Here is a 22,924-nt window from a genome sequence, read left to right on the forward strand (position 1 = left end):
GTCGGTGCCGTACGGGGACGATATGTGCTTGAGGCACGAACATCGGCCCCCCGCGCTGCCCCCCGGCCACATCGGTGCACCAGGGCGGGCGTGCAAGTCTCGGGCGATGGACTATGTGAACCTCGGCGGAACGGGCCTGCGCGTCAGTCGCCTCGCCCTCGGCACGATGATGTTCGGGGCGTGGGGCAATCAGGATCACGACGCGTGCGTGGACATGATCCACGCAGCCCTCGACGCGGGAGTCAACTTCATCGACACCGCGGACGTGTACGCCTTCGGAGAGACGGAGGAGATCCTCGGCCGCGCCCTCAAGGGCCGGCGGGACTCCGTGGTGCTGGCCACCAAGTTCGGCGAGCACATGAACCATGACGACCCCCTCACCCGCGGTGCGTCCCGGCGCTGGATCGTCCGGGCCGTGGAGGACAGCCTGCGCCGACTCGGCACCGACCACATCGACCTCTACCAGCTGCACCGACCGGACCCCGGCACCGACCTCGACGAGACCCTCAGCGCCCTGACCGATCTGATCCGGGCCGGAAAGGTCCGGGCCATCGGCTCATCCGCCTTCACCGCGGAACAGATCACCGCAGGCCAGTGGATGGCAGAGCGCCGTGGCCGGGAGCGCTTCACCGTCGAGCAGCTGGCGTACTCGGCGCTGGCCCGGCACGCCGAGGCGGGCACGCTGCCCGTCTGCCAGCGCTACGACCTGGGCGTGATGGTGTACAGCCCCCTCAACGGCGGCTGGCTCACCGGCAAGTACCGCGCGGGCACCAAGGCTCCCGCCGACTCCCGTGCCGTGCGCAACGCGGAGCACTTCGACCACGCCCAGGAAGCGGTAAGGGATCGGAAGTACGCCCTGGTCGAGGAGATCGCGGCCCTCGCGGACGAGTCCGGTCACACCATGATCGAGCTGGCGATCGGCTTTGTGCTCGCGCACCCGGCGGTCAGCTCCGCGATCATCGGCCCGCGGACCATGGAGCAGCTGACGGGCCAGCTGGGAGCGGCCGGGGTACGCCTCGGACCGGATGTGATGGACCGGCTGGACGCCCTGGTAGCCCCGGGCACCGATGTGAACCCGGCCGACGCGCCGTACGCCCCGCCCGCACTGACCGACCCGTCACTGCGCAGGCGCGACCACGCGAGGGCGCTGGGGGAGGGGTGAGCTGGGGGCGTCTGGGGTGTGTCCCTGATGGTCCGCCCGCTGCGGCGGGGAGCCGGGGCAACACGTCCGTGACGCCCACCCGGTGATGTCGCCCGATCGTGTTGCGTCGGCTCGGTGTCGCGCCGTGCCGTCCGGACCGGTTCTACGCTCGTGCACTCCGAGTGGCTATCCGCAGGGATCGAGGCATGACGGTGTGTACAGGGCCGGTCTGGAGCATTCCCCTGGCCGGGGGACGGGTGGAGGTCCCTTCGAGCATCGAGGGGGTTCGCGCCGTAGTGGAGTCGGGGCGGCTGGCGGAGTTCGATGCCGAGATCGCCCGGACCCCGGCCAAGCACCTCGTGTATGTGATCCTCGGCTGGGCCCTGCCGGCGGGCGCCGAGGACACGGACCCGGAGGTCGTCGGCCGGCTCAGGAGCGGCGACTTCACCGGTGTTCTGGACGGAGATGGGGAGCCGGTCACCCCGACACATCCACCGCTGGACGAAGCAGCGGGTGAAGTCGCGCCCCCGGTGTGGTCAACGGGTTTCCCCGTCGGATCGAAGACGTTCCCGGCGACGATCGAGGGCATCCGTGCTGTCCTGGACGACGACAAGACCGCGGAGTTCGAGGCCGAGATCGCCGGCACTCCGGGGCACGAATTGACCTACACCGCACTGCGCTGGGGGTATCCGCCGGAGGACCTTGCGGAGGAAGACGCTCTGATCGCCGAGCTGAAAGCCGCGGAGGATGCCATTGCCGGCAGCCGAGGGGCTGAGGGCGCATGACTCGCTACCGCATTCAGTACGCGGGCGAGGCGGAGAAGGTCCGCAATCAGATGCCTGCGACCTTTCGTGCCAGATTCGATGCCGCGATGGCGTCCACCTTGGGCAACGATCCCTATGGGCACGGCTCAAGACCAGCAGTACCGGGGCAGGAGCCGGCCCGGCGTCATGCGACGGTGGCGGGTGCGATCGTCCGCTACTACATCGGAGGATCGCCTTCTCTGGTGGTCACCGCCGTCAAGATCATTCACGGCTGACGTGGGGCCGGATTCCCCGGACCCGCGTCAGCCCGGCCCCGTACCGCGTCCTCGTTGTGCTGGCTGCACCATGGCGCGCCCCTGGATAGGGTCGAATCTCCCTACGAAGGAGCAGCCGCCGTGTCGACGAACATCGTGATCGCACAGACCACCATCGACAACGAGACGAAGGCGGCGGAGTTGGCGCACGGCGCGGTGGACCGCCGACTCGCGGCGTGCGCGCACATCGACCCCGCCTTCACCGCGGTCTACCGCTGGCAGGGTGCGGTGCAGCAGGAACGGGAGTGGCGGATCTCGTACAAGACGACCCGCGACCGGCTGCCCGAGCTGGCCGAGTGGGTGGCGACCACCCACAGCTATGACGTGCCGGAGTGGATCGTGCTGCCGGTGGAAGGTGGCTCCCGGGAGTATCTGGGGTGGGTGGTGGGGGAGAGTACGGAGGCATAGCCCACCTGGCCGCTCGCTCACCCGCACCAGGACCCACCGAGCAGGGCTGACCCTCAGTGGAACGCGCGGTGGTGCCGGGCCGCGCCTCGTTGAGCCGTCCAACAGCCACGGGGGCCGGTAATGGGTCCACGCCGCTGGCTGGTTCGCTCCCTCGGCAAGGGGAACAGGGGCGTCTATCCTGCCCCCTGGCAGATGGGGGCGGCACAGAGTGGGGGGATCAGTGTGGCCGGCTTTTTACTGTTCGTCGCGGCGGTTCTGAGCATCATCGGGGTGACGACGGACCGGGACACATTCACTGAAGTGAGTTGGATTCTCTGGGGCCTTGGCATCCTGCTCCTGGTCAGCGGGGCCCTGCGGCGCAGACGGCGGGTGTCGGTCGATGAACTGAGAGTCGGCGCAGCGGCGGGCGATTCGAGGGCGCTGCGCGGACTGGCGATGATGTCCAAGATCCAGGGGGACTTTGACGAGGCGGAACGCCTGCTGCGCATGGCCGTCGACAACGGCGATGTCGAGTCGATGTGGGAGATGGGCAGGCTCGTGGAGCACCGCGATGGACTTGAGCAGTCGGAGCCCTGGTTCCGTATGGCGGCCGAACGAGGCCACTTCGTCGCCAAGCGGTTCTTCCGCCCTGGGAACCCCCTCAACAGGGACGGCAGCAATCCCCTCTAGGGCCCGTCCTGAGGGAGATCCAGCGCTCGCATCGGGCCCGAGGCGCTCTTCACTGACGACTCGTCAGTTCACTTTGCCTTAGAGTGAAATCGAGGTTCATCACGCCGTGTTGGGCCCCGTTCCTGGGCGGCAGTACGTCTTACCTCCGCAACTGCTCCATCCGTGTGGGAGGCCATGTGTGCTGGAGCCGAGTGCGAGCCTCGGGGTACGCCGATGGGCCCGGGGTGGGCGGTATCGGCCGTCCTCTAGTCCTGGAGCAGCGACAGCACCTTCGGCCAACTGTCGGAGCGTGCGTGGGCGTCCGCGGCCGGTGTGCCGCCCATGTCGTAGGTGTCACCCGTCAGCGGGTGCTTGAAGGACCTGCCGAGCGCGGTGTACGGGGGTGTGCTGACGCCGTGCCCGGCATCCGGGTAGATCAGCGCCCGGTGTCGGTCGCCCGAGGCCCCCTGCTGTTCGGCGATCTCCTCGGCCGCAGGCGCCGCCGGCCACAGACCGTCCTGGCCGCCCGCGATGGCCAGTACCGTGCCGCGCACCCGCTGGAGCGGAATGGGCGCATGGTCGACCGGCTTGCCGTCCTTGGTCCAGGCAGGCACGTTCTTGGGGAAGCCGGGGTTGGTCTGGTGGCTCGGGGCGTAGGCGACGACGTCCTGGAACAGGTCCGGGTAGTAGTGGGCGAGGAGTTGCGCGGCCTCGCTGCCGCGTGAGGCCCCGATGACGGCCAGACGCTGCGATCCGGCGCCCTGCTCGCGCTTCAGCAGCCTGGCGGCGGTGACGAAGTACTCCAGCTCGATCCGCTCCAGTGTGTCCGGGCGGGCGGGGCAGCCGAAATAGCACAGGGCGAGCACGGGGTGTCCCCGGGAGGCCAGCAGCGCCGGGGAGAACTTGTCGCCGGGGCCGCCTTCCGAGCCGCCGAGGCTGAGCACCGGCGGGAGACGCTTCGCCCCGCTGGGCGGCAGATAGAGCGAACCATCGACCCCGTCGTCGGCCACGGTCAGTGCCTTATGGGTGACACCCTTGCGCATCCAGGTGCGGATCAACGTGTGGGCCGCGATCTGCTTGTCGTCGGCGTTGACCGTCAGACTCACCTCGTACCCCGCCTGGGCCTCCGGCCACGGCGGGAAGAACCACGACTCGTCGGCTGTCCCCGAATCCGGCTTCATCGACCAGAACAGGCCCATGCCGTCGGGCTTCTGATACGTCCCCGAACGCGGTTGGGCGCGCGCCAGATCCACGGTCCCCGCCTTGTCCGCGGTGAATGTGGCCCGCCCGGTCCATGACACACGCTCGTGGCCGGTGGCCTTCGAGGTGATCGTCACCTCCTGGCCCGCGTTGAGCCCCGTGACCTTGATCCTCACCGGCTCATCGGCCAGGGCTATCGGCCTGTCCACCCGGAGCCGCACCTCGTCGCCGCCCTCGGCGCCCTTGCCCCCTCCGCTGCACCCGGCAACGAGCAGTAGCGCGAGCCCGCCGCAAGCAACGGCCATCCGTAGTCCCGGCTTCATCGTCCCCGTACCCCCGATTGATCCGCCGTCCCCTGTCGTACGAGGAAACCGGATGCGGGCGCGGAATGGTTCCATGGGGCCGCCTGGGAGCCGGTGATAGCTGCTTGTTGGACGGTGGTTGGTGCGGCGTGTGGGGGGTGTGCGCGGTGAGTGGAGAAGGGGGGTGGTGCGGACTGCCGCGGCTTCGGAATGACGTCGGCTGGTTCCGAGCCACCGAAATCGATGGGTCGTTCGGTGAGTGTGCCTTGAGAGGTCAGGTTGGCAGGGTCCAGCTCGGCCCCTCGGGAGTGTCGAGGCGAACCCGCTGTTCGGTGGGGGTGACGGTGAGGGTGAACGCGGACTGGGGAGGTGAGCCCGCCGCCTTCCAAGCATCGATGGCGGCTTCGACATCGTCCCAGAGCCGGTGGGGTCCGCCCTGACGTACACGGAATCCGCCGCCGCTGTCGTCGCTGGGGACCAGGGTGGCGAAGGAGCCGCTACCGACGTCGATGGTGTGCACCAGCCAGGGGCCCCCGTCCACTCTGGTGGAGATGCGCTGGGCTTTGGGCGCGGCGAGTTGGGTGAGGAACAGCGGGACCCACTCCTGGAAGACCTCCTGGCCGTGGTGGGCGGGGCGTTCCTCGGCCGGTTGCCGCAGCAGACTGGAGAAGTCGCCCAGGTCGGGGGCGGCGTGGGGACGGGCGATCATGAAGGAGACGGTGCCGGGCAGGAACGTGCCGAAGGCGGTGCCGTCCTCGCCGACGGTGAGACGGGCGAGGCCGGAGCCGTGGAGCCAGCCGGAAATCGTGGTGAGGATCGTGCCTCCGGGTTTGACCTGGCGGAGCCAGGCGGGCGGGATCGTTCGCACGGAGCAGGTGGCGATCAAGTGGTCGTAGGGCGCGCCATCGTCGTCCCCTGTGAGGCCGTCGCTCTGGATGAGCCGAGGGCTGTACCCGGCCGTGGTGATCGCAGTGCGGGCGCGGGCGGCAGAGGCGGGGTCATACTCGATCGAGGTGACATGGTCGCCGCCGAGACGGTGACACATCAGCGCGGTGGAGTAGCCAGTGCCCGTGCCGATCTCCAGGACGCGGGCGCCGTCCTTTGGGTCCAGGTCCTCCAGCATCCGTACGACGAGGCTCGGGAGGGTGGAGGACGACGTCGGTTCCCCGCCGACCGGGCCGTCCACATCGCCGGGGTGCACGCCGCCGTCGAGCTGGGTGACCAGGGTCTCGTCCGTGTACACCTCCTCCAGCCAGGTGTCGGAGCCCTGGGTCTCGGGCTGTACTGGGGCCCACACGGTCCCCTGGGGGCCGTCGCCGCGACGGAAGAAGGCCGGGACGAAGAGCTCCCGGGGCACCGCCAGGACTGCTGCCCGCCATGCGGCGGAGCGCAGCAGTCCGGTCGCTTCCAGCCGGTCGGCCAGTCGCGTGCGATGCCGGGATGCGAGCCTGTCGGGGGCGGGGTCTGTCATGCGGGGAGTCCCTTCGGCCCATTCTTCTCCTCGAAACATGGCTTGGCAGGGCTGCGCACTCTCCATGCGCGCCCATGGCGACCGGTAGGGCATGAGGGGGGTGTCAGCCGCCACCTATCGGCGGTCAGAGATCAAGCCGCACTCTTCGAGCGGGCGTAGTCGTCCAGTTGCTCGACGGCGTTCCTGGCGGAGGCGGTGTCGACCGGGCGGAGCGCATGGGCCACCTCGGCGAGGCGGCATAGGACACGGCCGGATTCGACCTCGTCCAGATGTCCCAGGGTTTCCACCGCGTACGCGGCGCCCTCCTCGACCTCATCGGCCTGGACCAGGGTGTTGGCGAGCATCAGCCGGTACAACGCCCGGTTGCGGCCGTAGCTGCTCCTCTGGTGGGCCAGAGAGGCGCGGAAGAAGGGGACGGCGGCCTGGTGGTTGCCGAGTTCGTTGTAGAGGAGACCTTGGCAGTACTCCACTTCCGTCGGCCCGTGGAAGGCGGCCCATTCGGAGGAGGGACGCCCGCGTCCCTTGTGGTCGAGGAGGCGCATGGCATCGGCGAGGCGGCGGCCTGCCGTCTTGCCGTCGGCCATCCCGGACAGAGCGCGAGTCTCCCGGCAGGCCATGATGGATCGGAGCACCGGTGATCCGAGACGGGTGGCGCGCTCTTGGCCGGCGCGGGCCAGATCGAGGCCGTCTTGTGGTCGGCCTTCGCAGGATGCCTGCAAGCTCATCTGGGAGAAGACCAGGATCTCCAGGTTGGCGTCCCCGAGGGTGGCAGCCGTGGTCAGGGCCTCGCCCCAGTAACGGCGGGCGGTGTCCTGGTGGTTGGCGTCGTAGTGCAGCCAGCCGCACCATCCGGTGATCTCCCCGGCGAGGAGCTTGAGTTGGCGACCGATCGTGTCGGGATAGGTGCCGGTGTCGATGACTCGGATGACTCGGCGCAGGTGCCGGAGGGCCAGTGAGCGGACGGCTGCGCCGCCGTAGGCATCGTCGAGTTGGAAGAGGGAGTGCAGACCCTCGCGGAGTTCGAGGAGGTGGGTCGTGCCGACCGAGCCGGATGTACCCGGAGGCGTGAGTGGCCGCAGATGGGCGGGGAGACTCACGGAGGCTGCCGCACCGAGGGAGTCGGTGAGGAATGCGCGACGGTCCACGGAAGTGCCTCTCTGTGTGTGAAGAGGTTCACCTCCCAAGGTGACACCTGGCGGTGGTCCAGGGAACCCGAGCTCGGTCGGACAGATTCCGAACATCGCGTGCAGAATCCGCCAGGCGCGCCGCCGTGGCGCGGGAGGCGCGGGCTGGCGCCACCGGCGTAATTGGCGGTCGGTCAGTGCGGGTGACTCATGCAGGACATCCGCCGTGGCCTGGAAGGCCCGTAGGAAGTCCGCGGGCTTCGCCCACCCTTGCAGCAGACAGGCGTGTTCGAACGATGTCAGATCAGACACCTCATCACCTTCCGTGGCTCGGTCGAGCACAGAAGGTAGCGGGTTTGGGCGGATCGGGAAGTCCGATTGCGGTGAAAAGTCCGGAGGCAAGGTCTGTCCTGGCTTCCGACTGCCCGTGCTCCAGGGGAGTTGGCTCGTCTGTGAGCAAGCCACTGAGGGGAGCCCGGGGCGTGAGTGGTCAGCAGAACCCGTGCGGCAGGGGGGCGACGACCGACCCGCCCGTGATCTGGTCCGCAGCAGTCGGGCGGCCCGCCTACGCGCAGTCCCTGCGGCGGGCGCCGGAGTCCGTCCGAGCCGCACGTCGTCTGGTCTCCGCAGCGCTTCGGGCATGGGGGCTGGAGGAACTGGAGGACACGGCGTGGGTCGTCGTCAGCGAACTGATGTCGAACGCCGTGGTGCACGCCCGGCTGAGAACGGTCCGCGTGACCGTGACCCTGCTGGACGAGGGTGTGGTGCGGGTGGCCGTGGTGGATCGGTCCCGGCAGGTGCCCCGGGTCAAGGCGGCCGACGTCGACGATGAGTCCGGGCGGGGGCTGGCGATGGTGGCTGCCCTGTCCTGCGGCCGGTGGGGCGTCGACCCCCTGCGGTGGGGCAAGCGGGTCTGGGCCGATCTGGAGGCGGAGCGCGGATGACGCCCCAGGCCACGGTGTGCCCTCCGCCCGGCGACGATGGCTGACCCCGAGGGCCCCGTCTATCGGGCGGAGGTCATTGCCGAGATCGTTGCCGAGGCCCAACAGGGCAAAGAAGAAGGGACGGGGGCGGCTCAACTGGTGCTCGGGAGGTTCAACACGCCTTATGCGGGGCGCGCGTTGCGTTGGACCTGTGTGCAGGCGTCCCGTATCGCCAACGGATTGGACCCCGATCCCGATGTGCCCTGGTCCACCGCACTGACCTGCATAGATCCCAACGATTGGCTCGACCTCGGGGACGTGCCCACGCAGTTGCGCAACTGGGTGGCGGATGAGGAGGGGCGAGTGGCCGTCTATCGACGGTTGCGGGACGGCGACTCCTTCACGCTCACCGCGTCGGACTGGTCGGGGCGATACGTCCTGGTCGTACGGACCGTTGAGCCGGGAGCGGATACCGACACTGCCGCGCTCAGCCGCCCGGATGACGCCAGGGTCGGATGAACAGATGCCGGGTGGGCTTGGGTGGTGCGTCCGCTCCGCAGTGCCCACCTATGTGCGCACTCGATGTGAAGAGGGGAACGAGATGGAACCGGACATCAACTGGGACCGTGTGCGGCGGCTGAAGGAATGGCTGGACGCGGAAGCCGTCCCGACCGCGGCGGGCGACGCCAGATTGTTGCGGGTGCTCAAGATCGGTGAGGAGTACGGCGAGGTCGCACAGGCACTGCACGGGGTGTTGGGTGCCAACCCCCGCAAGGGATTCAGTCACACCTGGCAGGACGTGGAGAAGGAGTTGTGCGATGTCATCGTGACCGGCATGGTCGCCCTGGCCACCATCAGTCCGAACGGTGAGGAGTTGCTCGCCGAGCGGCTTCGGCATCTGGTGGCCCGGGCGCTGCCGGACGAGCGAGAGGCGTCGGAGGCGGGAACCTTGGTCCCGGGTGGGGTGCTCGGGGACGGTGAGTCCTGACGGCTAGCGCTCGGGTACGGCAGGTTGTCGCGGTCAGCGGTCAGCGGTCAGCGGTCAGCGGTCAGTCGTCGGCGGTCGGCGCTGTGGTTGGCCGCGTTGCGGATAGGCACGCACTCGGCCGGGGGAGATCCCAGCCGAGTGCGGTGTGCGGGGCGGACACGGCACTTCGCCGTGACGCCTTGTCCCGTCAGCTGTCGGACTCCGCCGCGGCGGCCTCGTCCGCGGCGTCCTTCTCATCCGCGTCCGGCGCGCGCCACATCACGATCTGGTTCCCCCACGGGTCCAGGAACGAGGCGTGGTGCCCGTTGAACTCCTTCCAGAAGCTCTGCTCCCACAGCGCGGTCGCGCCCAGCAGCACCGCCTTGTTCAGGTAGTCACCGGGAGGGGCGTCGACCAGGATGTAGACGCGGGTGTGCAGGCCCGAGCGCGGCTGCGTCGGCAGCGGGGCCGGGTCGGGGTACTGCTCGGTCTCGCTGAAGATGCCCAGGTGCAGGCCCTCACCGGGCACCACCTGGTGGAAGACGCCCTGCGGGCGCGGGTTGATCGTCCAACCGAACAGCTCGCGGTAGAACTCCGTCGACGCCTCGACATCGGGGGTGGGGAGATCGACGAAGATCAGGGTGTTGGTCATGGCGGTTCCTCGGGCTTTCTCGGTCGTGCCTGGTGGTTCGTGCAGTACGCGATGGGCCGCCGGAGCCGGGACGGTGTCGGCGGCCCACGGATCTACGCCTTCGCCTCGGGGGCGTGGCCGCTCTTGAAGTAGGTGCCCTTGTCGCGCCAGAGCACGACTTCATTGCCCCAGGGGTCGCGGAACGCCGCGTACCGGGCCTCGAACTCCTCCCACGGCTTCTCTTCCCAGAGCACCGAGGCGCCGTTGGCCACGGCCTTCTCCAGATAGGCGGGCGGCTCGTCGACCATGACGTAGATCCGCGGCACCGGACCGCCCGTGGAGGGGCGTTCGTCCAGGTGGATGCCGAGGTTGGGCTTCACACCGGGCAGCACCTCGGAGAACTTGCCGGCCGGGCGCCGGTTGAAGGTCCAGCCGAACAGGTCCGCGTAGAAGACCGAGGTGGCCTCCACATCCGGGGTCGGCAGATCCATGAAGATCACGGGGTTGGGCATTTCGACTCCATGCTCGATGCTCGTTCGGTCACCGCGCGGCACTCGCGCGGGCCGTTCCCTGCTGTGCGGCGCTGCGCCGCGCGTTTGCTCAGACCGCTGCCGGGGCGGCCGTTCGGGCTTCTCGTTCGGCGACCCGTGCCACGCCCGCGTCCCCGAGGGCGAGGAACTGCCGCAGCCCCTCCTCGTACACCGGATCGGGTTCCGGCTCGATCAGCGTCATCCGCGGTCGGGGCCAGTCGCCGCCCCGTCCCTTCCCCGGCGCCGGCCACCAGCCGGCACCGGCGCCCGCGGCGAGCGCCGCGCCGTAGGCGGCGACGTCCACCGGATCGGGCACCTCCACCGGCACTCCCAGCACCGATGCCTTCACCGAGCACCACAGTCGGCTGAGGGCCGGCGAACCCGCGCAGACCAGGGTGTGGATCGGGGCCTGCTTGGCGGCCAACTCCAGGGCGATGTGCGCCAGTCCGTACGCGGCGCCCTCCAGCGCCGCCCGGGTGATGTCACCCGGGCCCGCCGATGCGGACAGACCGTGGATCTCACTGCGGAGCGCCCGGTTCCAGCGCGGCGCCCGCTCGCCCTCCAGATAGGGGATGACGGTCACGCCCCGGGCTCCGGCAGGCACATCGGCCGCCAGCGCCAGCAGATCGGGCACCTCACGTCCGGTGAGACTGCTGAGCCACTCCAGCATCAGACCGTGGGCCGCGACCGGTCCGCCGACGATGTCGAGTCCCGGTACGGCGCTGGGCAGCGCGTAGTGATCTGCGGCCGGGGAGCCCGCGGCGACCGCGACGGCCAACCCTCCGGTGCGCCCGCCCGGGTCCATGGCACGGCCCGGCTCGTCGAGCCCGCCCGCCCAGAACGCGAGGTACGCGTCCTGGGCCCCCGCCACCAGCGGCGTACCGACGGCGAGACCACTGCCACCGTCGGCCGTTCCGACCAACGAACCGGTCGCGGCGACGGGCCCGTAGCCGTTCAGCAGCGGATCTCCCGGCCAGCGCGACTGGTGCCGGTCAGCGCCGAGTTCGGCCATCACCCAGTCGTACAGCTGCCAGACCACCGCGTCGGACCCGTACTCCTCGCCCAGCAGCGCACTCTGGGCGTGGTGCTGGTCCACCGGGGAGCCGGTCGCGCCGGCCGGGTGGCGGCAGGTCAGCGCGGTCGCGCTGCTGGTGCCGGTCGCGATCGTGGTGGGGCTCTGGCCGCCGAAGCAGAGCGCCACCGGGTTCGCCGCGGCGGGCAGTTGGGCCGCCAGTCGGCGGACCGCTTCCGCGGCGCCGGCCAGCCAACCCTGTGGGTCGGCGTGGCCGGGTTGCCAGGAGGCGGCGCCCGGATAGCCGGACGTGGCGCTGCCGAGGGTGCGGCCTTCGGGGTCGAGGGCCAGCGCACGGGCGGAGTTGCTTCCCAGGTCGACCCCGATGACGACCGGAGCGGACGCGGGCGACACGGTCAGCCGCCCACGAGGACTCGGTACACCGGCGACTTCGCGGCCAGCCGCAGCGCCTCGTCCACCTCGGTGAGCGGGAACTCCGCCGTCACCAGGGCGTCGAGGTCGGCGCCGAGCCGTCCGGAGGCGATCAGCGCCGCGGCCTCGGTCCAGTCCTGCGGCTCATGGCTGAAGACACCGAGGATGGTCAACTCGTGGTGGTGGATCAGATCCGGGCTCACTCCCTCGGACAGATCCTTGGGGAACGCGCCGAACAGAACGACCGTACCGCCGTCATCGCACATCGCCACCGCCGTCTCCAGGGCGCCGGGCGCGCCCGCGGTGACGAACACCAGGTCCTGCTTGCCGCCGGTGGCCACCGCTTCTTCGGGGGTGCTGGTCCAGTCGGCGCCGGCTTCACGGGCCTCGGACAGCCTGGCCTCGCTGATGTCGATGAGCCCGACCGAAGCGGCTCCGCGGAGCTTGGCCAGGGCCAGGTGCAGTCGGCCCATGTACCCGGCGCCCACGACGGCCACCCGGTCACCGGCGCGCAGTCCGCCGAGTCGTGCCGAGTGGGTGACGCAGGCCAGCGGCTCGCCCATGGCCGCGTGCCGCAGCGGCGCGGAGCCGGTGCCGAACGCCTGCGCTGCCGGCACCTTCACCAACTGGGCCAGTCCGGCGCCCATCGAGATCGTTCCATCGGTGAGTGCGCCGCCCTGTGGCTGCTTGCACAGCGCGGAGCGGCCCCGCCGGCACGAGGTGCAGGTGCCGCAGCGGGTCAGGAGGTCCAGGGTGACGGTGTCGCCGACCTGGGGGACGCCCGGCAGCACCGCGACCTGGGAACCGACGGCCACGACCTCGCCCGCGACCTCATGGCCGGCGGCGACCGGGTAGATGGGCTTGGTGCCCAGGTAGAGCCGGCGTTCCATGGTGCACAGACCACAGGCGCCGATCTTGACGAGCACGTCCTGAGGACCCGGTACCGGATCGGGCTCGTCGCGCAGTTCGACCTGCTCGGCCGCGGTGATGACGGCGATCTTCATACGGACACTCCCAGAGGCTAGAGGGAAGGAGGACGGTGGGTCTTCGGGCGTGCTCAGTGGGCGGGGACGATCGGCCAACTGGGGCGGGCCGGCACTCCGGACCGGGCCAGCAGGTCCGCGGAGGCCCCGGCGGCCTCGCTGTGGAGGGCGGTTTCGTCGACGGTGGTGCACTGGTGGTCGCGGACGACGGCCCGGCCGCCGACCAGGACATCGCGCACCGAGCGGCCGTCGGACGACCACACCAACTGGTGGGCGATGTCACCGCGCGGCGCCCACTGGGGCCCGCTGGTCGCATGGACCACCAGGTCGGCGTACTTGCCCGGCTCCAGGGAGCCGATCCGGTCGGCCATGCCGATGGCCTCGGCACCGCGGATCGTCGCCAACTCCAGGGCCGCCGCGGCTCCGAGGGCGACGGTCGGATCGACACGCATGTCCTTGGCGAGGCCCGCGGCGAGCGCCGCGGTGCGCAGGATGTCGGAACTGTCCCCGGCGTTGCCCGAGTCGGTGCCGAGGGCGAGCCGCCCGCCGCGTTCGAAGAGTTCGCTGTGGCGGCCCGCCTGGGTCACCCCCTGGCCGAGGCGGAGATACGCCCACGGGCAGTAGGCGACGGCGGTACCGCTGCCGAGCAGGGCTTCGACCTCGCTGTCGGCCAGCCAGACCGCGTGCGCGAGCAGCAGGTGTGGCCCCAGCACCCCCAGATGGGCCAGATGGTCGACCGGGCGGCGCCCGGTGGTCTTCAGATAGTGCTCGGGGTCGGACTGGGAGGGGGAGAGGTGCATCGTCATCGGGGCGCCGGTGGAGCGGGTCAACTCCGCGGCCCCGGTGAGCAGTTGGTCGGATGCCAGACCGTGGCCGACGAGGGTCACCCAACCCTCGATCTGCCCGCCGACCGGATAGGTCTCGACGATCTCGCGGAGGCGGTCGAGGACTTCGGGTGCGGAGGCGGCGAAGGGTGCTCCGGGCACATCCCAGCCCCAGGTGCCGATGGTGCCGCGGATGCCGGCCGTGTGCATGGCGTGGGCGACGGGGTGGGGATGGGCGACGGTACCGGCCTCCACCAGTGTGGTCACCCCGTTGCGAAGGTTCTCCACGCAGGTCAGCAGGGCGGAGAGGGTGTCGTCCGCGGCCGTGTGGGCGGCGTGCAGGGGTACGGCCCAGGCGTCGATGGAGGCGCCGGGCGCCAGGTCGTCGGGTATCCAGGCACGGGCCAGCGGATCACCGGTCTGGTGCTGATGGGCGTTGATCATGCCGGGGGTCACGACACAGCCGCGGGCGTCCAGTTCGGGGGTGCCCGGCCAGCGCTGCCGCAGTTCGGAGGTGGCGCCGACGGCGAGGACGCGGTCCCCTGCGATGGCGACGGTTCCGCCCGTGAGGATCTCACGGCGGGCGTTCATGGTCACCACATCGCCCCCGGTGACCAGCAGGTCCGGGCGTGGTGTGCGGGAACTGTGGCCATCGCCCGGCTCGGTCCGTGATGCGGTGCCCGGCTCGGTCCGTGATGCGGTGCCCTGCTCGGTGTGCGTCGTCGGGTGCGCTGCGGTGGTCGTCGCGTACGGACCCCCTGCCGGCACGGCAGTGGGCCGCACGGCAGCACTGACGCTGCCCGGCACACTGCGGACACCTCGGTCGCTTGAGTCGGCGTCTATCACCATGACCAGGGAGATTAGGTCGCCGGCGCCCGCTGAACATCGTGGCCGGGAGCACAATCAACCGCGCGTGGTCCATGCCGGGAACACGATGCGGGCGCCTCCCCCGGCCGACAACCTGGCACGCATTCGTCCAAAGTGTCCAGGTAGTGAGAGGGAGTAGCCGCGATGCGTGCCGCGACGTCCGAACAGGGCCCCGACGACAGCTCCGGCGCCGAGCCCAGGTTGCAGCCCGGCTGGCTCAGCACCGAGCCCTATCCACAGCTGATCGGCGGCAAGGAGGCCACTGACGGCACGCCGCAGCCGATCACCGACCCGTCCACCGGCGAGCAGCCGGCGCACTTCCTCGCCGCCACCGAGCAGGAGGTGGAGGCGGCCATCGCCGCGGCCCGCGCCAGCTTCGACAGCGGCGTCTGGCGGCGGATGCCAGGTCCGCGCAAGGCCGAGGTGCTGGAGGCGGCAGCGGCGGCGATCCGTGCCGATGCGCCCAAGCTGGCCGCGCTGGAGGCCCTCGACACCGGCAAGGGGGTCTCGGGTGCGCTCGTCAACGATGTGTACGAGGCCGCCAACGCCTTCTCGTACGCTGCGGCCGTGGCCCGTACGGCACACGGTGACGCCCGTCGTGCCACCTTCCCGCCTGAGCTGCTGCCGGGCGGCGGTCCGCAGATCCTGACCGTGCGCCAGCCGGAGGCCGCGGGTGTGGTGGCCGAGTTGCTGCCGTGGAACGGTCCGTTGATGACCGGCAGCCAGCGGATCGCATCCGCCCTGGCCGCGGGCTGTTCCATTGTGGCGAAGCCGCCCGTGGACGCCGTGATCACCCTGGTGGAGCTCGGGCGCATCCTCACCGCGGCCGGACTGCCCGCGGGTGTCCTCAATGTGGTGCTGGGCGCGGGCAGCAGGGTCGGCGAGAAGCTGATCACCGACCCGAGGATCGATCTGATCAGCCTGACGGGCGGTACCGACACGGGCCGTCATGTGATGGCCGCAGCCGCCCGCAATCTGACCCCGGTCCATCTGGAGCTCGGTGGCAAGTCACCGGTCGTGGTCTTCGCCGACTCCGATCTGGAGCAGGCCGTGGGCTGGGCGATGATGGCCGCCTTCGTGAACATGGGCGAGGTCTGTGTCGCGGGCAGCCGGCTGCTGATCGAGGAGTCCGTCTACGACGAGGTGATCCACGGGGTCGCCGAGGCGGCGGCCCACCTGCCGATCGGCGATGCGCTCGACCCCTCGACCTTCATCGGTCCGCTGATCAACGCACGGCACGCCGAGCGGGTGCGCGGCTATGTGGAGCGGGCCGTCGGGTCCGGTGACGCCAAGCTGATCGGCTCGCCGTCGGTGCCGGACGGCCTCGGTTCCACCTTTGTGGCGCCCACCGTCCTCGGAGGGGTGCGTAGGGGCTGTGAGCTGGAGCAGGAGGAGGTCTTCGGGCCGGTGCTCGCGGCGATGTCGTTCAGCTCCGAGGCCGAGGCGATCGAGCTCGCCAACGGCACCAGCTACGGCCTCAACGGCACCGTCTTCACCCGTGACCTGGAGCGCGCCTTCCGCTTCGCTGACTCCCTGGACTGCGGCGAGGTCAATGTCAACTGCCATTTTGCGCCAGATATGAACGGCGGCCGTGGCGAGCCCCGGAAGTCGAGCGGATTCTCCCGTACCGGGGTCGACGCCTACACCCGGATCAAGGCCGTGAACGTACAGGTGCACAGCGGGTGAATCCTCGCTTTGTGCTCCTGAAACAAAGACCCGCATGGTCTGGCGTCCCTACCTTCTGAACGTCAGACCATCAGTCCGAAAGTCCGGAAGGAGTTGTTGGCGATGGCGATCACCGGCATGAACCACGCGGTCCTCTACGTGCGAGACGCTCGCAGGACCGCCGCTTTCTACCACGAGGTCCTCGGCTTCGAGACCATCATCGAAGGCCCTCCGGGCAGCTTCGTCTTCATGCGCGCACCCGCATCCGACAACCACCACGACATCGCCTTCTTCACCATCGGCGACAAGGCGACGGCGTCCGAGGCGGGCGCCAAGACCGTGGGGATGTACCACATCGCCTGGGAGGTGCCCTCGCTGGAGGCGCTCGCCGAGGTCCGGGAGCGGCTGCTCAAGGCCAATGCCCTCAAGGGCGCCAGCGACCACGGCGCCAACAAGAGCCTCTACGCCCTCGACCCCGACGGGCTGGAGTTCGAGGTCATGTGGCTGGTCCCGGCCGAGCACTGGGGCGATGAGGCCCACCAGGCCATCGTCCGGCCGCTGGACATCGAGGCCGAGATGCGGCGCTTCGCCGTCGCGAGCGGCTCCTGACGGCCATGGACCCCATCCAGTTCGCTCCCGTCTCCCGCACCACGGTCTCCGAGAAGGTCCGTGACTCGCTGCTGGAGAGCATCCGGGACGGTGCGCTCGCGCCGGGCGCCCGGTTCCCAGCGGAGCGGACGCTGTGCGAACAGTTCGGTGTCGCGCGGACCTCGGTACGGGAGGCGGTCCAGGGGCTGGTCTTCCTGGGCTGCGTCATCAAGCGCGGCAACCGCTTCTTCGTCGCCGAGAACCTGCCCGACGTCCCGTTGGGAGGGGATGACCGGCGCAAGCGCAACATCTCGGAACTCTTCGAGGTGCGGCAGGTCACCGAGGTCGCCATCGCGCGACTCGCGGCCCTGCGCGCGAGCGAAGCGGAACGCGCCCAGATCGCCGCGCTCGCGGCGGAGTTCGGCCCCGGGCTGCAACTGGAGGAGTTCCGGGACCTCGACCGGAGGTTCCACCTGGCGCTCGCCCGCGCCTGTGGCAACCCCACCCTGCACGAGCTGTACCGCAAGGCGTTGGACGCGGTGTTCGCATCCGAGGACTTCTCCTCGCTGCTGGACGCCGAGAACAACGCGGCGGCGGTCCGCGAGGTGATCGCGGAGTCGTCGATCGCCCATGTCCGCATCGCCGACGCGGTGACCAGCGGCGACCCCAAGGCCGCAGCCCTGGCCGCAGCCGAGCACCTGGGTGAGGTCGAGAAGCACATGATCGCCCGCATGTTCTGACCGGCGCCCCCGCCGCGAGGGGTGGGGGACCGGCACCACGGCGGGCCGCGAGGGCCGGACGACCGGCCCAACAGAGAGGACGTTCAACCGTGAGCGACGCAGAGCACGTCTGGCCGTTCGACGAGTCCGAGTTCACCGAGATCAAGCCCGGCTTCCGTCGACGCGTCTACACCGGGGACGACATGATGCTGACCTTCTGGCGCATCGAAGAGGGCCGCGGTCCCACCCCGTACGACAACCACCCCGACAACGAGCAGTGGGGCATCGTCCTCAAGGGGAAGCTCGACTTCCGGATCGGCTCGGACGAGCGCAAGGTACTCGGCCCCGGCGACGTCTACTGGGCGCCCAAGGGCCATGACCACGGCGACAGCCTGTTCATCGGCGACCCCGAGCACGGCGAGACCTGGATCCTCGACATCTTCACCCCGCCGCGGGAGGAGTACCGCAACGGCTGACCGCCCGTCAGCCCGCTGCACTCCGCCGCACCGAGTCACCACCACAACCGTCCCGCCCGGCCGGTCCGTTCACCGGACGCCGGCGCGGCGGTCCACCGACGACGCCACGCGCGAGTCCCGCGACCCGTCGGCCGCACCACCCCTTCCCACCTTCACCAGCACTTCCACCCAGGGGCGACGAACCCCTTTACACGCCGGAGGAATCCCGTGAACATCGGCAGCCTGCTGATCGGTTCGGACAACGTCGAGACGATGAAGTCCTGGTACCGCTCGGCCTTCTCCGTCACCGAGAACGACGGCGGCGCCTTCCCCTTCGGCGCGGTACAGCTCTTCATCGAGGAGCACAGCGAGGTTGCGGGCCCCAACAAGGACGCCGCCCGGATCATCATCAACGTCGACGTGGAGGACTGCCGCGCCCTGGAGGCGCACCTGCTGCCCCTGGACGTCACCTGGGTCCGCAAGGTCGAGCAGATGCCCTTCGGGCTGATCGGCACCCTCGCCGACCCGGACGGCAACTACGTCCAGATCATCCAGTGGGGCGCCAACCCCGAGTCCCACAAGGACTGAGGTACACCCCGCCCACTCCGCACAGGGGTGCATCGGGTGCTCCCCGGCCAGGAGGCACCACACCGGCACCACCGCACATCAGCAACACAGCAACACCGCACATCAGCACCACCGCACATCAGCAACACAGCGACACAGCCACACCCCTGATTTCGGGCCGCGGCCCCGTCGATCCGATGAATCCGACGGAACCAGTGGCTCCCCCCACTCCTGCAACTCCCGCAGCACACACGTACGACCACAGGACCGATGGACGACCACCGGCGCGGTGCCGGCACCGTCCACACCCTCATCCGCTCCGTCGCCGACGGCGGAGCGACCGGTTCACAGGCCGCCGTACGAGATGCCTGATCCGCGCCGAGTCGTCTGGAGACACTGCCATGAAGAGAATGCTGAGAGCCGTCGCAGGACTGGTCGTCGTACCAGGACTGATGCTGACCGCCTGTGGAGACCCCCAGACTGACGGTCCCAAGAAGGAAGCGACCAAGGCCGCCGAGAAGGGCACCAAGGCCGTAACGGGTGCCCAGGCCGGCACCCTGCCCAAGGGCGAGCCCGATGTGAACGGTGACGGCAAGGTCGTCATCGGTGTGATGAGCCCCGGCGACACCAAGGACAAGGGCTACTACCAGAGCTTCGTCGACGAATCACAGAAGTTCGCCGATGAGAACGGCTGGAAGCTCACCATCGTCGACAAGATCAACCCGGCCGCCGCGGTGCAGCAGGCACGCAACCTCTGTCGGCAGCGCGTCGACATGGTCGCGATCGGCGCCAGCGAACTCAAGGACGCGCTCTCCGCCTCCACAGAACCCCAGTGCAAGGGCGTCACCTGGTACATCAGCGGTGGCATGGGCGTGAAGCAGACCCCGGAGTTCACCCAGTCCCTCGATTTCATCAACGAGAGCCTCTACGCCGCCGGATACGCGGCCGGACTCGTCCTCAAGGACAACGGCGGCAAGAAGGCCGGCTACATCACCGGCCCCGACCTGGACTTCGCCCGTGCCGTAGCCAAGGCGTTCAGGGCCGGCATCAAGGCCGTCGTCCCGGACGCCGAACTCATCGAGAACTACACCGGTGACTTCAACGACTCCGGCAAGGCCAACGAAGCCGCCAACGCCCAGCTCTCCCAGGGCGTCAAGGTGATCTACCCCTATCTCGGCGGTGCCACCGACTCGGTGACCCGGATCGCCAACAAGAAGGGCGTTCCCGCCCTGACCCCGGGCACCGACCGCTGCGGCGACTCCAGCGGAGTGAAGTACGCGATCTCCGTCGTCTTCAGCCCCGGCGCCTACTTCGCCGGAGCGCTCAAGGACTTCAAGGCGGGCACCCTGCGCATGGGCGTCGCCCGTGAATGGCACCTGGGCAAGGACCCCGTGCCCTACGTCAAGCTCTGCGAGCCGAAGGGCGATCAGGAGGCGCAGCTCAAGAAGCTCATGGAGGACATCGGCAGCGGAAGGCTGAACGTCGATGACGCCGTCGCCGGCAAGCAGTAGCCCCATCGCACCGGCCCTCACCACGGTGGGCACGGCGGAGACGGACACGCCCGTCCTCCAGATGGTCGGCATCAGCAAGAGCTTCGGGCCCGTCTGCGCCTGCGGTGACGTCGACCTCAATGTGGCGGCCGGAGAGATCCACGGTCTGCTCGGCGAGAACGGCGCGGGCAAGAGCACCCTGATGAAGGTCCTCCTCGGACTGGTCACCCCCGACGCCGGGCAGATCGTCCTGCGCGGCAAGCCCGAGATGATCTCCGACCCGCTCACCGCGGCGGCCCGCGGCATCGCCATGGTCCACCAGCACTTCAGCCTGGTGGGCAGGCTCACCGTCTGGGAGAACATCGCCCTCGGGGACCGAGGCGGCGTAGACCGCGACCAGATCCGCACCGTCGTCAGGGAAGTCGGCGAACGCTACGGCCTCGCCGTCGACCCGGACGCCAGGGTGGAGGACCTGTCCACCGGCGAACGACAGCGCGTGGAGATCGTCAAGTGCCTGCGGCGGAACCCGGACGTCCTCGTCCTCGACGAGCCGACCTCCGTGCTCACCCTGGAGGAGTCACGGGACCTGTTCACCGTGCTGCGCCGGGTGGTCGCCGACGAGGGCAAGGCCGTGATCCTCATCAGCCACAAGCTCGATGAGATCATCCATGCCACCGACAAGGTCACCATCATGCGGCAGGGCCGGGTGGTGGGCCGCAGGATCACGGCCGAGACCGACGAACGGGCCCTGGCCCGCGAGATGGTGGGCCGCGAACTGTCCAAGTGGACGGCGGCCACCGCGGTCGGTGTGATGGACGCACTGATCGAGCCGGGCCAGACCGAGCCGGTGAGCGGTCCGCACCTCGAAGTGGCCCAGGAGCCGACGACTGCCGATGAGCCGTCGGCCTCCGAGCCACCGGCAGCACAGGATTCGGTACCGGAGGGGTCCGTGGCGGCGGACCCCTCCGGGGGCACCCCTGCCGCGGCCACCCCGGACCCACAGCCCACGGCCGTACTCCTGCGCATCAAGGACGCCCACGCCGTCAGCCCCGAGAAGATCCCCCTGCTGCGCGGACTGAGCCTGGAACTGCGCGCCGGGGAGATCCTGGGCATCGCCGGGGTCGAGGGCAATGGACAAGCCGCCGTCGGCGACCTCTTCTCCAGCCTGCTCCCGCTCACCTCCGGCACCGTCGAGGTCAACGGCTCCGCCGTGGCCGCCGGCCGAGCCGGAGCCATGCACGCCGCCGGTGTCGGAGTCATCCCCGAGGACCGTCACGCCTCCGGTTGCGTCCTCGACATGAGCGTCGCCGAGAACCTTGTCCTCGCCGACCTCCAGGGCATCAGCAAACGCGGCTTCCTCAGCCGCGGTCGACTCAACGAGCGGGCCCGCGCCCTCATCGAGGAGTTCGAGATCGCCACCCCCTCGCCCGACACGCCCATGCGGCTCCTGTCGGGCGGCAACCAACAGAAGGTCGTCCTCGCCCGCGAACTCTCCGCCCGCCCCCGGGTGCTGGTCGCGGCCCAGCCCACGCGCGGCCTCGACATCGGCGCCATCGAGTACATGACCGAGCGCCTCCACGAAGCAGCCAAGAGCGGCATCGCCGTACTGCTGCTCTCCACCGAACTCAGCGAGATCCTCACCCTTTCCCACCGGATAGCGGTCATCCACCGCGGAACGATCGTCGGCGAGATGAACCGCTCCGACGTCGACGTCGAGCGCCTCGGCATGATGATGGGAGGCCAGCACGCATGACCAAGCTCCTTGAGGCCCCGCATGCCGCCCGCACCGCGGGGCCCCCGGGCCCCGTGGCACCCCGGACCCGGCCGCCGATCACCCAGCGACTGCGGACCCCGGCCCTCTACGCACTCTCCCTCTCCCTGGCCTTCGGCATCGCAGGACTCCTCGTCGCCGTCGTCGGCAAGTCCCCGGTGGACGCGGCCGTCGCCATGTACGAGGGCAGCCTCGGCAGCGGCTCCTCGGTCGGCCAGAGCATCGACCAGGCCGCGCCCCTGCTGATGGTCGCCATCGGATCGGTGATCGCCGCCCGGGCCGGCATCTTCAACATCGGCCAGGAAGGGCAGTTGATCATCGGGGCCGCCGTCGGCGCCTCGGTGGGACTGTTCATGCCCGGCCCCGGCTGGTTCGTCCTGACGATGATCCTGCTCTGCGCCGCGATCGGCGGCGCGCTGTGGGCCTCCATCGCCGCAGTCCTCTACTACTGGCGCGGCGTCGACGTCGTCATCGCCACCCTGTTGTTGATCTTCGTCGCCAACCAGGTCGTCTCCTTCGCCGTCAACCGGCCCTACCTCCTGCGAGAGCAGGCCGTCGCCGGCCAGACCACCGCCTCCCAGTCCGACATGCTCCGCGAATCGGTCTGGCTGCCCCGCTTCGGCGAGTACCCCGGCTTCAACATCGGCGCCGGCATCTTCATCGCCGCACTACTGGCCGTCGGCGTCTACCTCGCCCTGACCCGCAGCCGCTGGGGCTTCCGCATCCGACTGCTGGGCCTCAACGCCAAGACCGCCCACCGGGCCGGCGTCGGCGCAGTGGTCGTCGGCGGTGGCGCGCTCCTCGCATCCGGTGGGTTCGCCGGACTCGCGGGCGGTGCCATGCTCACCGGTAGCGGCTACCGCATCCAGGACGGCTTCGCCGACAACGTGGGCTTCGACGGACTCCTCGTCGCCCTCGTCGCGAAGGACAACCCGCTCCGCGCCATTCCCGTCGCCCTGTTCTTCGGCGCACTGCGCGCCGGTGGCGGATTCCTCGCCTCCACCGGCATCCCCCGCTACATCGTCGCCGTGGTCACGGCCCTACTCGTCCTCGCCGTCGTCTTCCCCACGGCCTTCGCCGAGATCCAGCGGCGCCGAGTCGCCCGTACCACGGACGCCTGAGGAGGCA

Annotated in this window: 24 protein-coding genes; 16 read left to right on the forward strand and 8 right to left on the reverse strand. The window is 69.8% G+C overall.

Features of this window, described 5'->3' with window-relative positions; translation table 11 throughout:
* Positions 1-106: 106 nt before the first annotated feature.
* The 5 genes from ACFXJL_RS10615 to ACFXJL_RS10635 all read left to right on the forward strand — a co-directional run bounded on the left by ACFXJL_RS10615 (position 107) and on the right by ACFXJL_RS10635 (position 3,296).
* Positions 107-1,162, forward strand: a complete 1,056-nt coding sequence (locus ACFXJL_RS10615) for an aldo/keto reductase (RefSeq protein ID WP_384639152.1) — start codon at positions 107-109, stop codon at positions 1,160-1,162.
* Between the two features lie 185 nt (positions 1,163-1,347).
* Complete coding sequence (locus tag ACFXJL_RS10620) at positions 1,348-1,926, forward strand: hypothetical protein (RefSeq protein ID WP_384691053.1); 579 nt, start codon at positions 1,348-1,350, stop codon at positions 1,924-1,926.
* On the forward strand, positions 1,923-2,180 hold the full coding sequence (locus tag ACFXJL_RS10625; RefSeq protein WP_383543419.1) for a hypothetical protein: 258 nt from the start codon (positions 1,923-1,925) through the stop codon (positions 2,178-2,180). The genes ACFXJL_RS10620 and ACFXJL_RS10625 overlap by 4 nt, the downstream gene beginning before the upstream one ends.
* 120 nt (positions 2,181-2,300) lie before the next feature.
* Positions 2,301-2,627: a divalent-cation tolerance protein CutA gene (cutA, locus tag ACFXJL_RS10630; protein ID WP_384640942.1), complete on the forward strand. Its 327-nt coding sequence runs from the start codon at positions 2,301-2,303 to the stop codon at positions 2,625-2,627.
* Positions 2,628-2,927: 300 nt separating this feature from the next.
* The gene (locus ACFXJL_RS10635; protein WP_358881772.1) at positions 2,928-3,296 is read left to right on the forward strand and encodes a sel1 repeat family protein; all 369 of its coding nucleotides are present in this window, start codon (positions 2,928-2,930) and stop codon (positions 3,294-3,296) included.
* A gap of 245 nt (positions 3,297-3,541) precedes the next feature.
* Here the strand turns inward: ACFXJL_RS10635 and ACFXJL_RS10640 are convergent, their stop codons facing one another.
* The 3 genes from ACFXJL_RS10640 to ACFXJL_RS10650 form a co-directional block, all read right to left on the reverse strand.
* Positions 3,542-4,780: an acyl-CoA thioesterase/BAAT N-terminal domain-containing protein gene (locus ACFXJL_RS10640; protein WP_384691057.1), complete on the reverse strand. Its 1,239-nt coding sequence runs from the start codon at positions 4,778-4,780 to the stop codon at positions 3,542-3,544.
* 271 nt (positions 4,781-5,051) lie between these two features.
* Complete coding sequence (gene tgmC, locus ACFXJL_RS10645) at positions 5,052-6,248, reverse strand: ATP-grasp peptide maturase system methyltransferase (RefSeq protein WP_384691060.1); 1,197 nt, start codon at positions 6,246-6,248, stop codon at positions 5,052-5,054.
* Positions 6,249-6,379: 131 nt separating this feature from the next.
* Complete coding sequence (locus ACFXJL_RS10650; protein WP_384691063.1) at positions 6,380-7,393, reverse strand: hypothetical protein; 1,014 nt, start codon at positions 7,391-7,393, stop codon at positions 6,380-6,382.
* A 461-nt stretch (positions 7,394-7,854) separates the two neighbouring features.
* Here ACFXJL_RS10650 and ACFXJL_RS10655 point away from each other — a divergent pair, with 461 nt between their 5' ends.
* From ACFXJL_RS10655 to ACFXJL_RS10665, 3 genes are all read left to right on the forward strand, one after another.
* Positions 7,855-8,316 carry an ATP-binding protein gene (locus ACFXJL_RS10655; RefSeq protein ID WP_384691066.1) on the forward strand — a complete coding sequence of 154 codons (462 nt, stop codon included), beginning with the start codon at positions 7,855-7,857 and terminating at the stop codon, positions 8,314-8,316.
* Positions 8,317-8,352: 36 nt separating this feature from the next.
* Entirely contained in the window at positions 8,353-8,814 is a 462-nt protein-coding gene (locus ACFXJL_RS10660; RefSeq protein WP_384691069.1) for a hypothetical protein, read from the forward strand.
* An 82-nt stretch (positions 8,815-8,896) separates the two neighbouring features.
* Positions 8,897-9,283 carry a MazG-like family protein gene (locus tag ACFXJL_RS10665; RefSeq protein ID WP_384691072.1) on the forward strand — a complete coding sequence of 129 codons (387 nt, stop codon included), beginning with the start codon at positions 8,897-8,899 and terminating at the stop codon, positions 9,281-9,283.
* Between the two features lie 187 nt (positions 9,284-9,470).
* Here ACFXJL_RS10665 and ACFXJL_RS10670 read toward each other — a convergent pair whose 3' ends face one another.
* The 5 genes from ACFXJL_RS10670 to ACFXJL_RS10690 all read right to left on the reverse strand — a co-directional run bounded on the left by ACFXJL_RS10670 (position 9,471) and on the right by ACFXJL_RS10690 (position 14,481).
* The gene (locus ACFXJL_RS10670; protein ID WP_358881781.1) at positions 9,471-9,914 is read right to left on the reverse strand and encodes a VOC family protein; all 444 of its coding nucleotides are present in this window, start codon (positions 9,912-9,914) and stop codon (positions 9,471-9,473) included.
* Positions 9,915-10,006: 92 nt separating this feature from the next.
* Positions 10,007-10,405: a VOC family protein gene (locus ACFXJL_RS10675; protein WP_358881782.1), complete on the reverse strand. Its 399-nt coding sequence runs from the start codon at positions 10,403-10,405 to the stop codon at positions 10,007-10,009.
* A gap of 88 nt (positions 10,406-10,493) precedes the next feature.
* Positions 10,494-11,849 carry an FGGY-family carbohydrate kinase gene (locus tag ACFXJL_RS10680; RefSeq protein ID WP_384691076.1) on the reverse strand — a complete coding sequence of 452 codons (1,356 nt, stop codon included), beginning with the start codon at positions 11,847-11,849 and terminating at the stop codon, positions 10,494-10,496.
* 2 nt (positions 11,850-11,851) lie between these two features.
* Positions 11,852-12,871: a zinc-binding dehydrogenase gene (locus ACFXJL_RS10685; RefSeq protein ID WP_384640911.1), complete on the reverse strand. Its 1,020-nt coding sequence runs from the start codon at positions 12,869-12,871 to the stop codon at positions 11,852-11,854.
* 53 nt (positions 12,872-12,924) lie between these two features.
* Entirely contained in the window at positions 12,925-14,481 is a 1,557-nt protein-coding gene (locus tag ACFXJL_RS10690) for an amidohydrolase family protein (protein ID WP_384691080.1), read from the reverse strand.
* 204 nt (positions 14,482-14,685) lie between these two features.
* Between ACFXJL_RS10690 and ACFXJL_RS10695 the strand changes: the two genes are divergently transcribed.
* The 8 genes from ACFXJL_RS10695 (at position 14,686) to ACFXJL_RS10730 (ending at position 22,917) form a co-directional block, all read left to right on the forward strand.
* Entirely contained in the window at positions 14,686-16,227 is a 1,542-nt protein-coding gene (locus ACFXJL_RS10695; RefSeq protein WP_329018359.1) for an aldehyde dehydrogenase family protein, read from the forward strand.
* A 102-nt stretch (positions 16,228-16,329) separates the two neighbouring features.
* On the forward strand, positions 16,330-16,815 hold the full coding sequence (locus ACFXJL_RS10700) for a VOC family protein (RefSeq protein ID WP_329018358.1): 486 nt from the start codon (positions 16,330-16,332) through the stop codon (positions 16,813-16,815).
* 5 nt (positions 16,816-16,820) lie between these two features.
* Positions 16,821-17,534 (forward strand): FCD domain-containing protein, encoded by a 714-nt coding sequence (locus ACFXJL_RS10705; protein ID WP_358881786.1) that lies wholly within the window; start codon positions 16,821-16,823, stop codon positions 17,532-17,534.
* A gap of 89 nt (positions 17,535-17,623) precedes the next feature.
* Positions 17,624-17,989, forward strand: a complete 366-nt coding sequence (locus tag ACFXJL_RS10710) for a cupin domain-containing protein (protein WP_329018352.1) — start codon at positions 17,624-17,626, stop codon at positions 17,987-17,989.
* Between the two features lie 207 nt (positions 17,990-18,196).
* Positions 18,197-18,556: a VOC family protein gene (locus ACFXJL_RS10715; protein ID WP_384691085.1), complete on the forward strand. Its 360-nt coding sequence runs from the start codon at positions 18,197-18,199 to the stop codon at positions 18,554-18,556.
* Between the two features lie 380 nt (positions 18,557-18,936).
* Positions 18,937-20,046, forward strand: a complete 1,110-nt coding sequence (locus tag ACFXJL_RS10720; protein WP_384691089.1) for a BMP family ABC transporter substrate-binding protein — start codon at positions 18,937-18,939, stop codon at positions 20,044-20,046.
* Positions 20,021-21,778, forward strand: coding sequence for an ATP-binding cassette domain-containing protein (locus ACFXJL_RS10725; RefSeq protein WP_358881789.1), 1,758 nt, complete (start codon positions 20,021-20,023; stop codon positions 21,776-21,778). The genes ACFXJL_RS10720 and ACFXJL_RS10725 overlap by 26 nt, the downstream gene beginning before the upstream one ends.
* On the forward strand, positions 21,775-22,917 hold the full coding sequence (locus ACFXJL_RS10730) for an ABC transporter permease (RefSeq protein WP_384691092.1): 1,143 nt from the start codon (positions 21,775-21,777) through the stop codon (positions 22,915-22,917). The genes ACFXJL_RS10725 and ACFXJL_RS10730 overlap by 4 nt, the downstream gene beginning before the upstream one ends.
* Positions 22,918-22,924: the final 7 nt, after the last annotated feature.

The organism is Streptomyces sp. NPDC059256 (assembly GCF_042753785.1).
GTDB lineage: Bacteria > Actinomycetota > Actinomycetes > Streptomycetales > Streptomycetaceae > Streptomyces.

Coding starts and splice junctions, on each gene's coding strand:
- ACFXJL_RS10615 (WP_384639152.1), top strand. CDS start 107: ATGGACTATGTGAACCTCGGCGGAACGGGCCTGCGCGTCAGTCGCCTC.
- ACFXJL_RS10620 (WP_384691053.1), top strand. CDS start 1,348: ATGACGGTGTGTACAGGGCCGGTCTGGAGCATTCCCCTGGCCGGGGGA.
- ACFXJL_RS10625 (WP_383543419.1), top strand. CDS start 1,923: ATGACTCGCTACCGCATTCAGTACGCGGGCGAGGCGGAGAAGGTCCGC.
- ACFXJL_RS10640 (WP_384691057.1), bottom strand. CDS start 4,780: ATGGCCGTTGCTTGCGGCGGGCTCGCGCTACTGCTCGTTGCCGGGTGC.
- tgmC (WP_384691060.1), bottom strand. CDS start 6,248: ATGACAGACCCCGCCCCCGACAGGCTCGCATCCCGGCATCGCACGCGA.
- ACFXJL_RS10660 (WP_384691069.1), top strand. CDS start 8,353: ATGGCTGACCCCGAGGGCCCCGTCTATCGGGCGGAGGTCATTGCCGAG.
- ACFXJL_RS10665 (WP_384691072.1), top strand. CDS start 8,897: ATGGAACCGGACATCAACTGGGACCGTGTGCGGCGGCTGAAGGAATGG.
- ACFXJL_RS10670 (WP_358881781.1), bottom strand. CDS start 9,914: ATGACCAACACCCTGATCTTCGTCGATCTCCCCACCCCCGATGTCGAG.
- ACFXJL_RS10675 (WP_358881782.1), bottom strand. CDS start 10,405: ATGCCCAACCCCGTGATCTTCATGGATCTGCCGACCCCGGATGTGGAG.
- ACFXJL_RS10685 (WP_384640911.1), bottom strand. CDS start 12,871: ATGAAGATCGCCGTCATCACCGCGGCCGAGCAGGTCGAACTGCGCGAC.
- ACFXJL_RS10695 (WP_329018359.1), top strand. CDS start 14,686: ATGCGTGCCGCGACGTCCGAACAGGGCCCCGACGACAGCTCCGGCGCC.
- ACFXJL_RS10700 (WP_329018358.1), top strand. CDS start 16,330: ATGGCGATCACCGGCATGAACCACGCGGTCCTCTACGTGCGAGACGCT.
- ACFXJL_RS10705 (WP_358881786.1), top strand. CDS start 16,821: ATGGACCCCATCCAGTTCGCTCCCGTCTCCCGCACCACGGTCTCCGAG.
- ACFXJL_RS10720 (WP_384691089.1), top strand. CDS start 18,937: ATGAAGAGAATGCTGAGAGCCGTCGCAGGACTGGTCGTCGTACCAGGA.
- ACFXJL_RS10725 (WP_358881789.1), top strand. CDS start 20,021: ATGACGCCGTCGCCGGCAAGCAGTAGCCCCATCGCACCGGCCCTCACC.
- ACFXJL_RS10730 (WP_384691092.1), top strand. CDS start 21,775: ATGACCAAGCTCCTTGAGGCCCCGCATGCCGCCCGCACCGCGGGGCCC.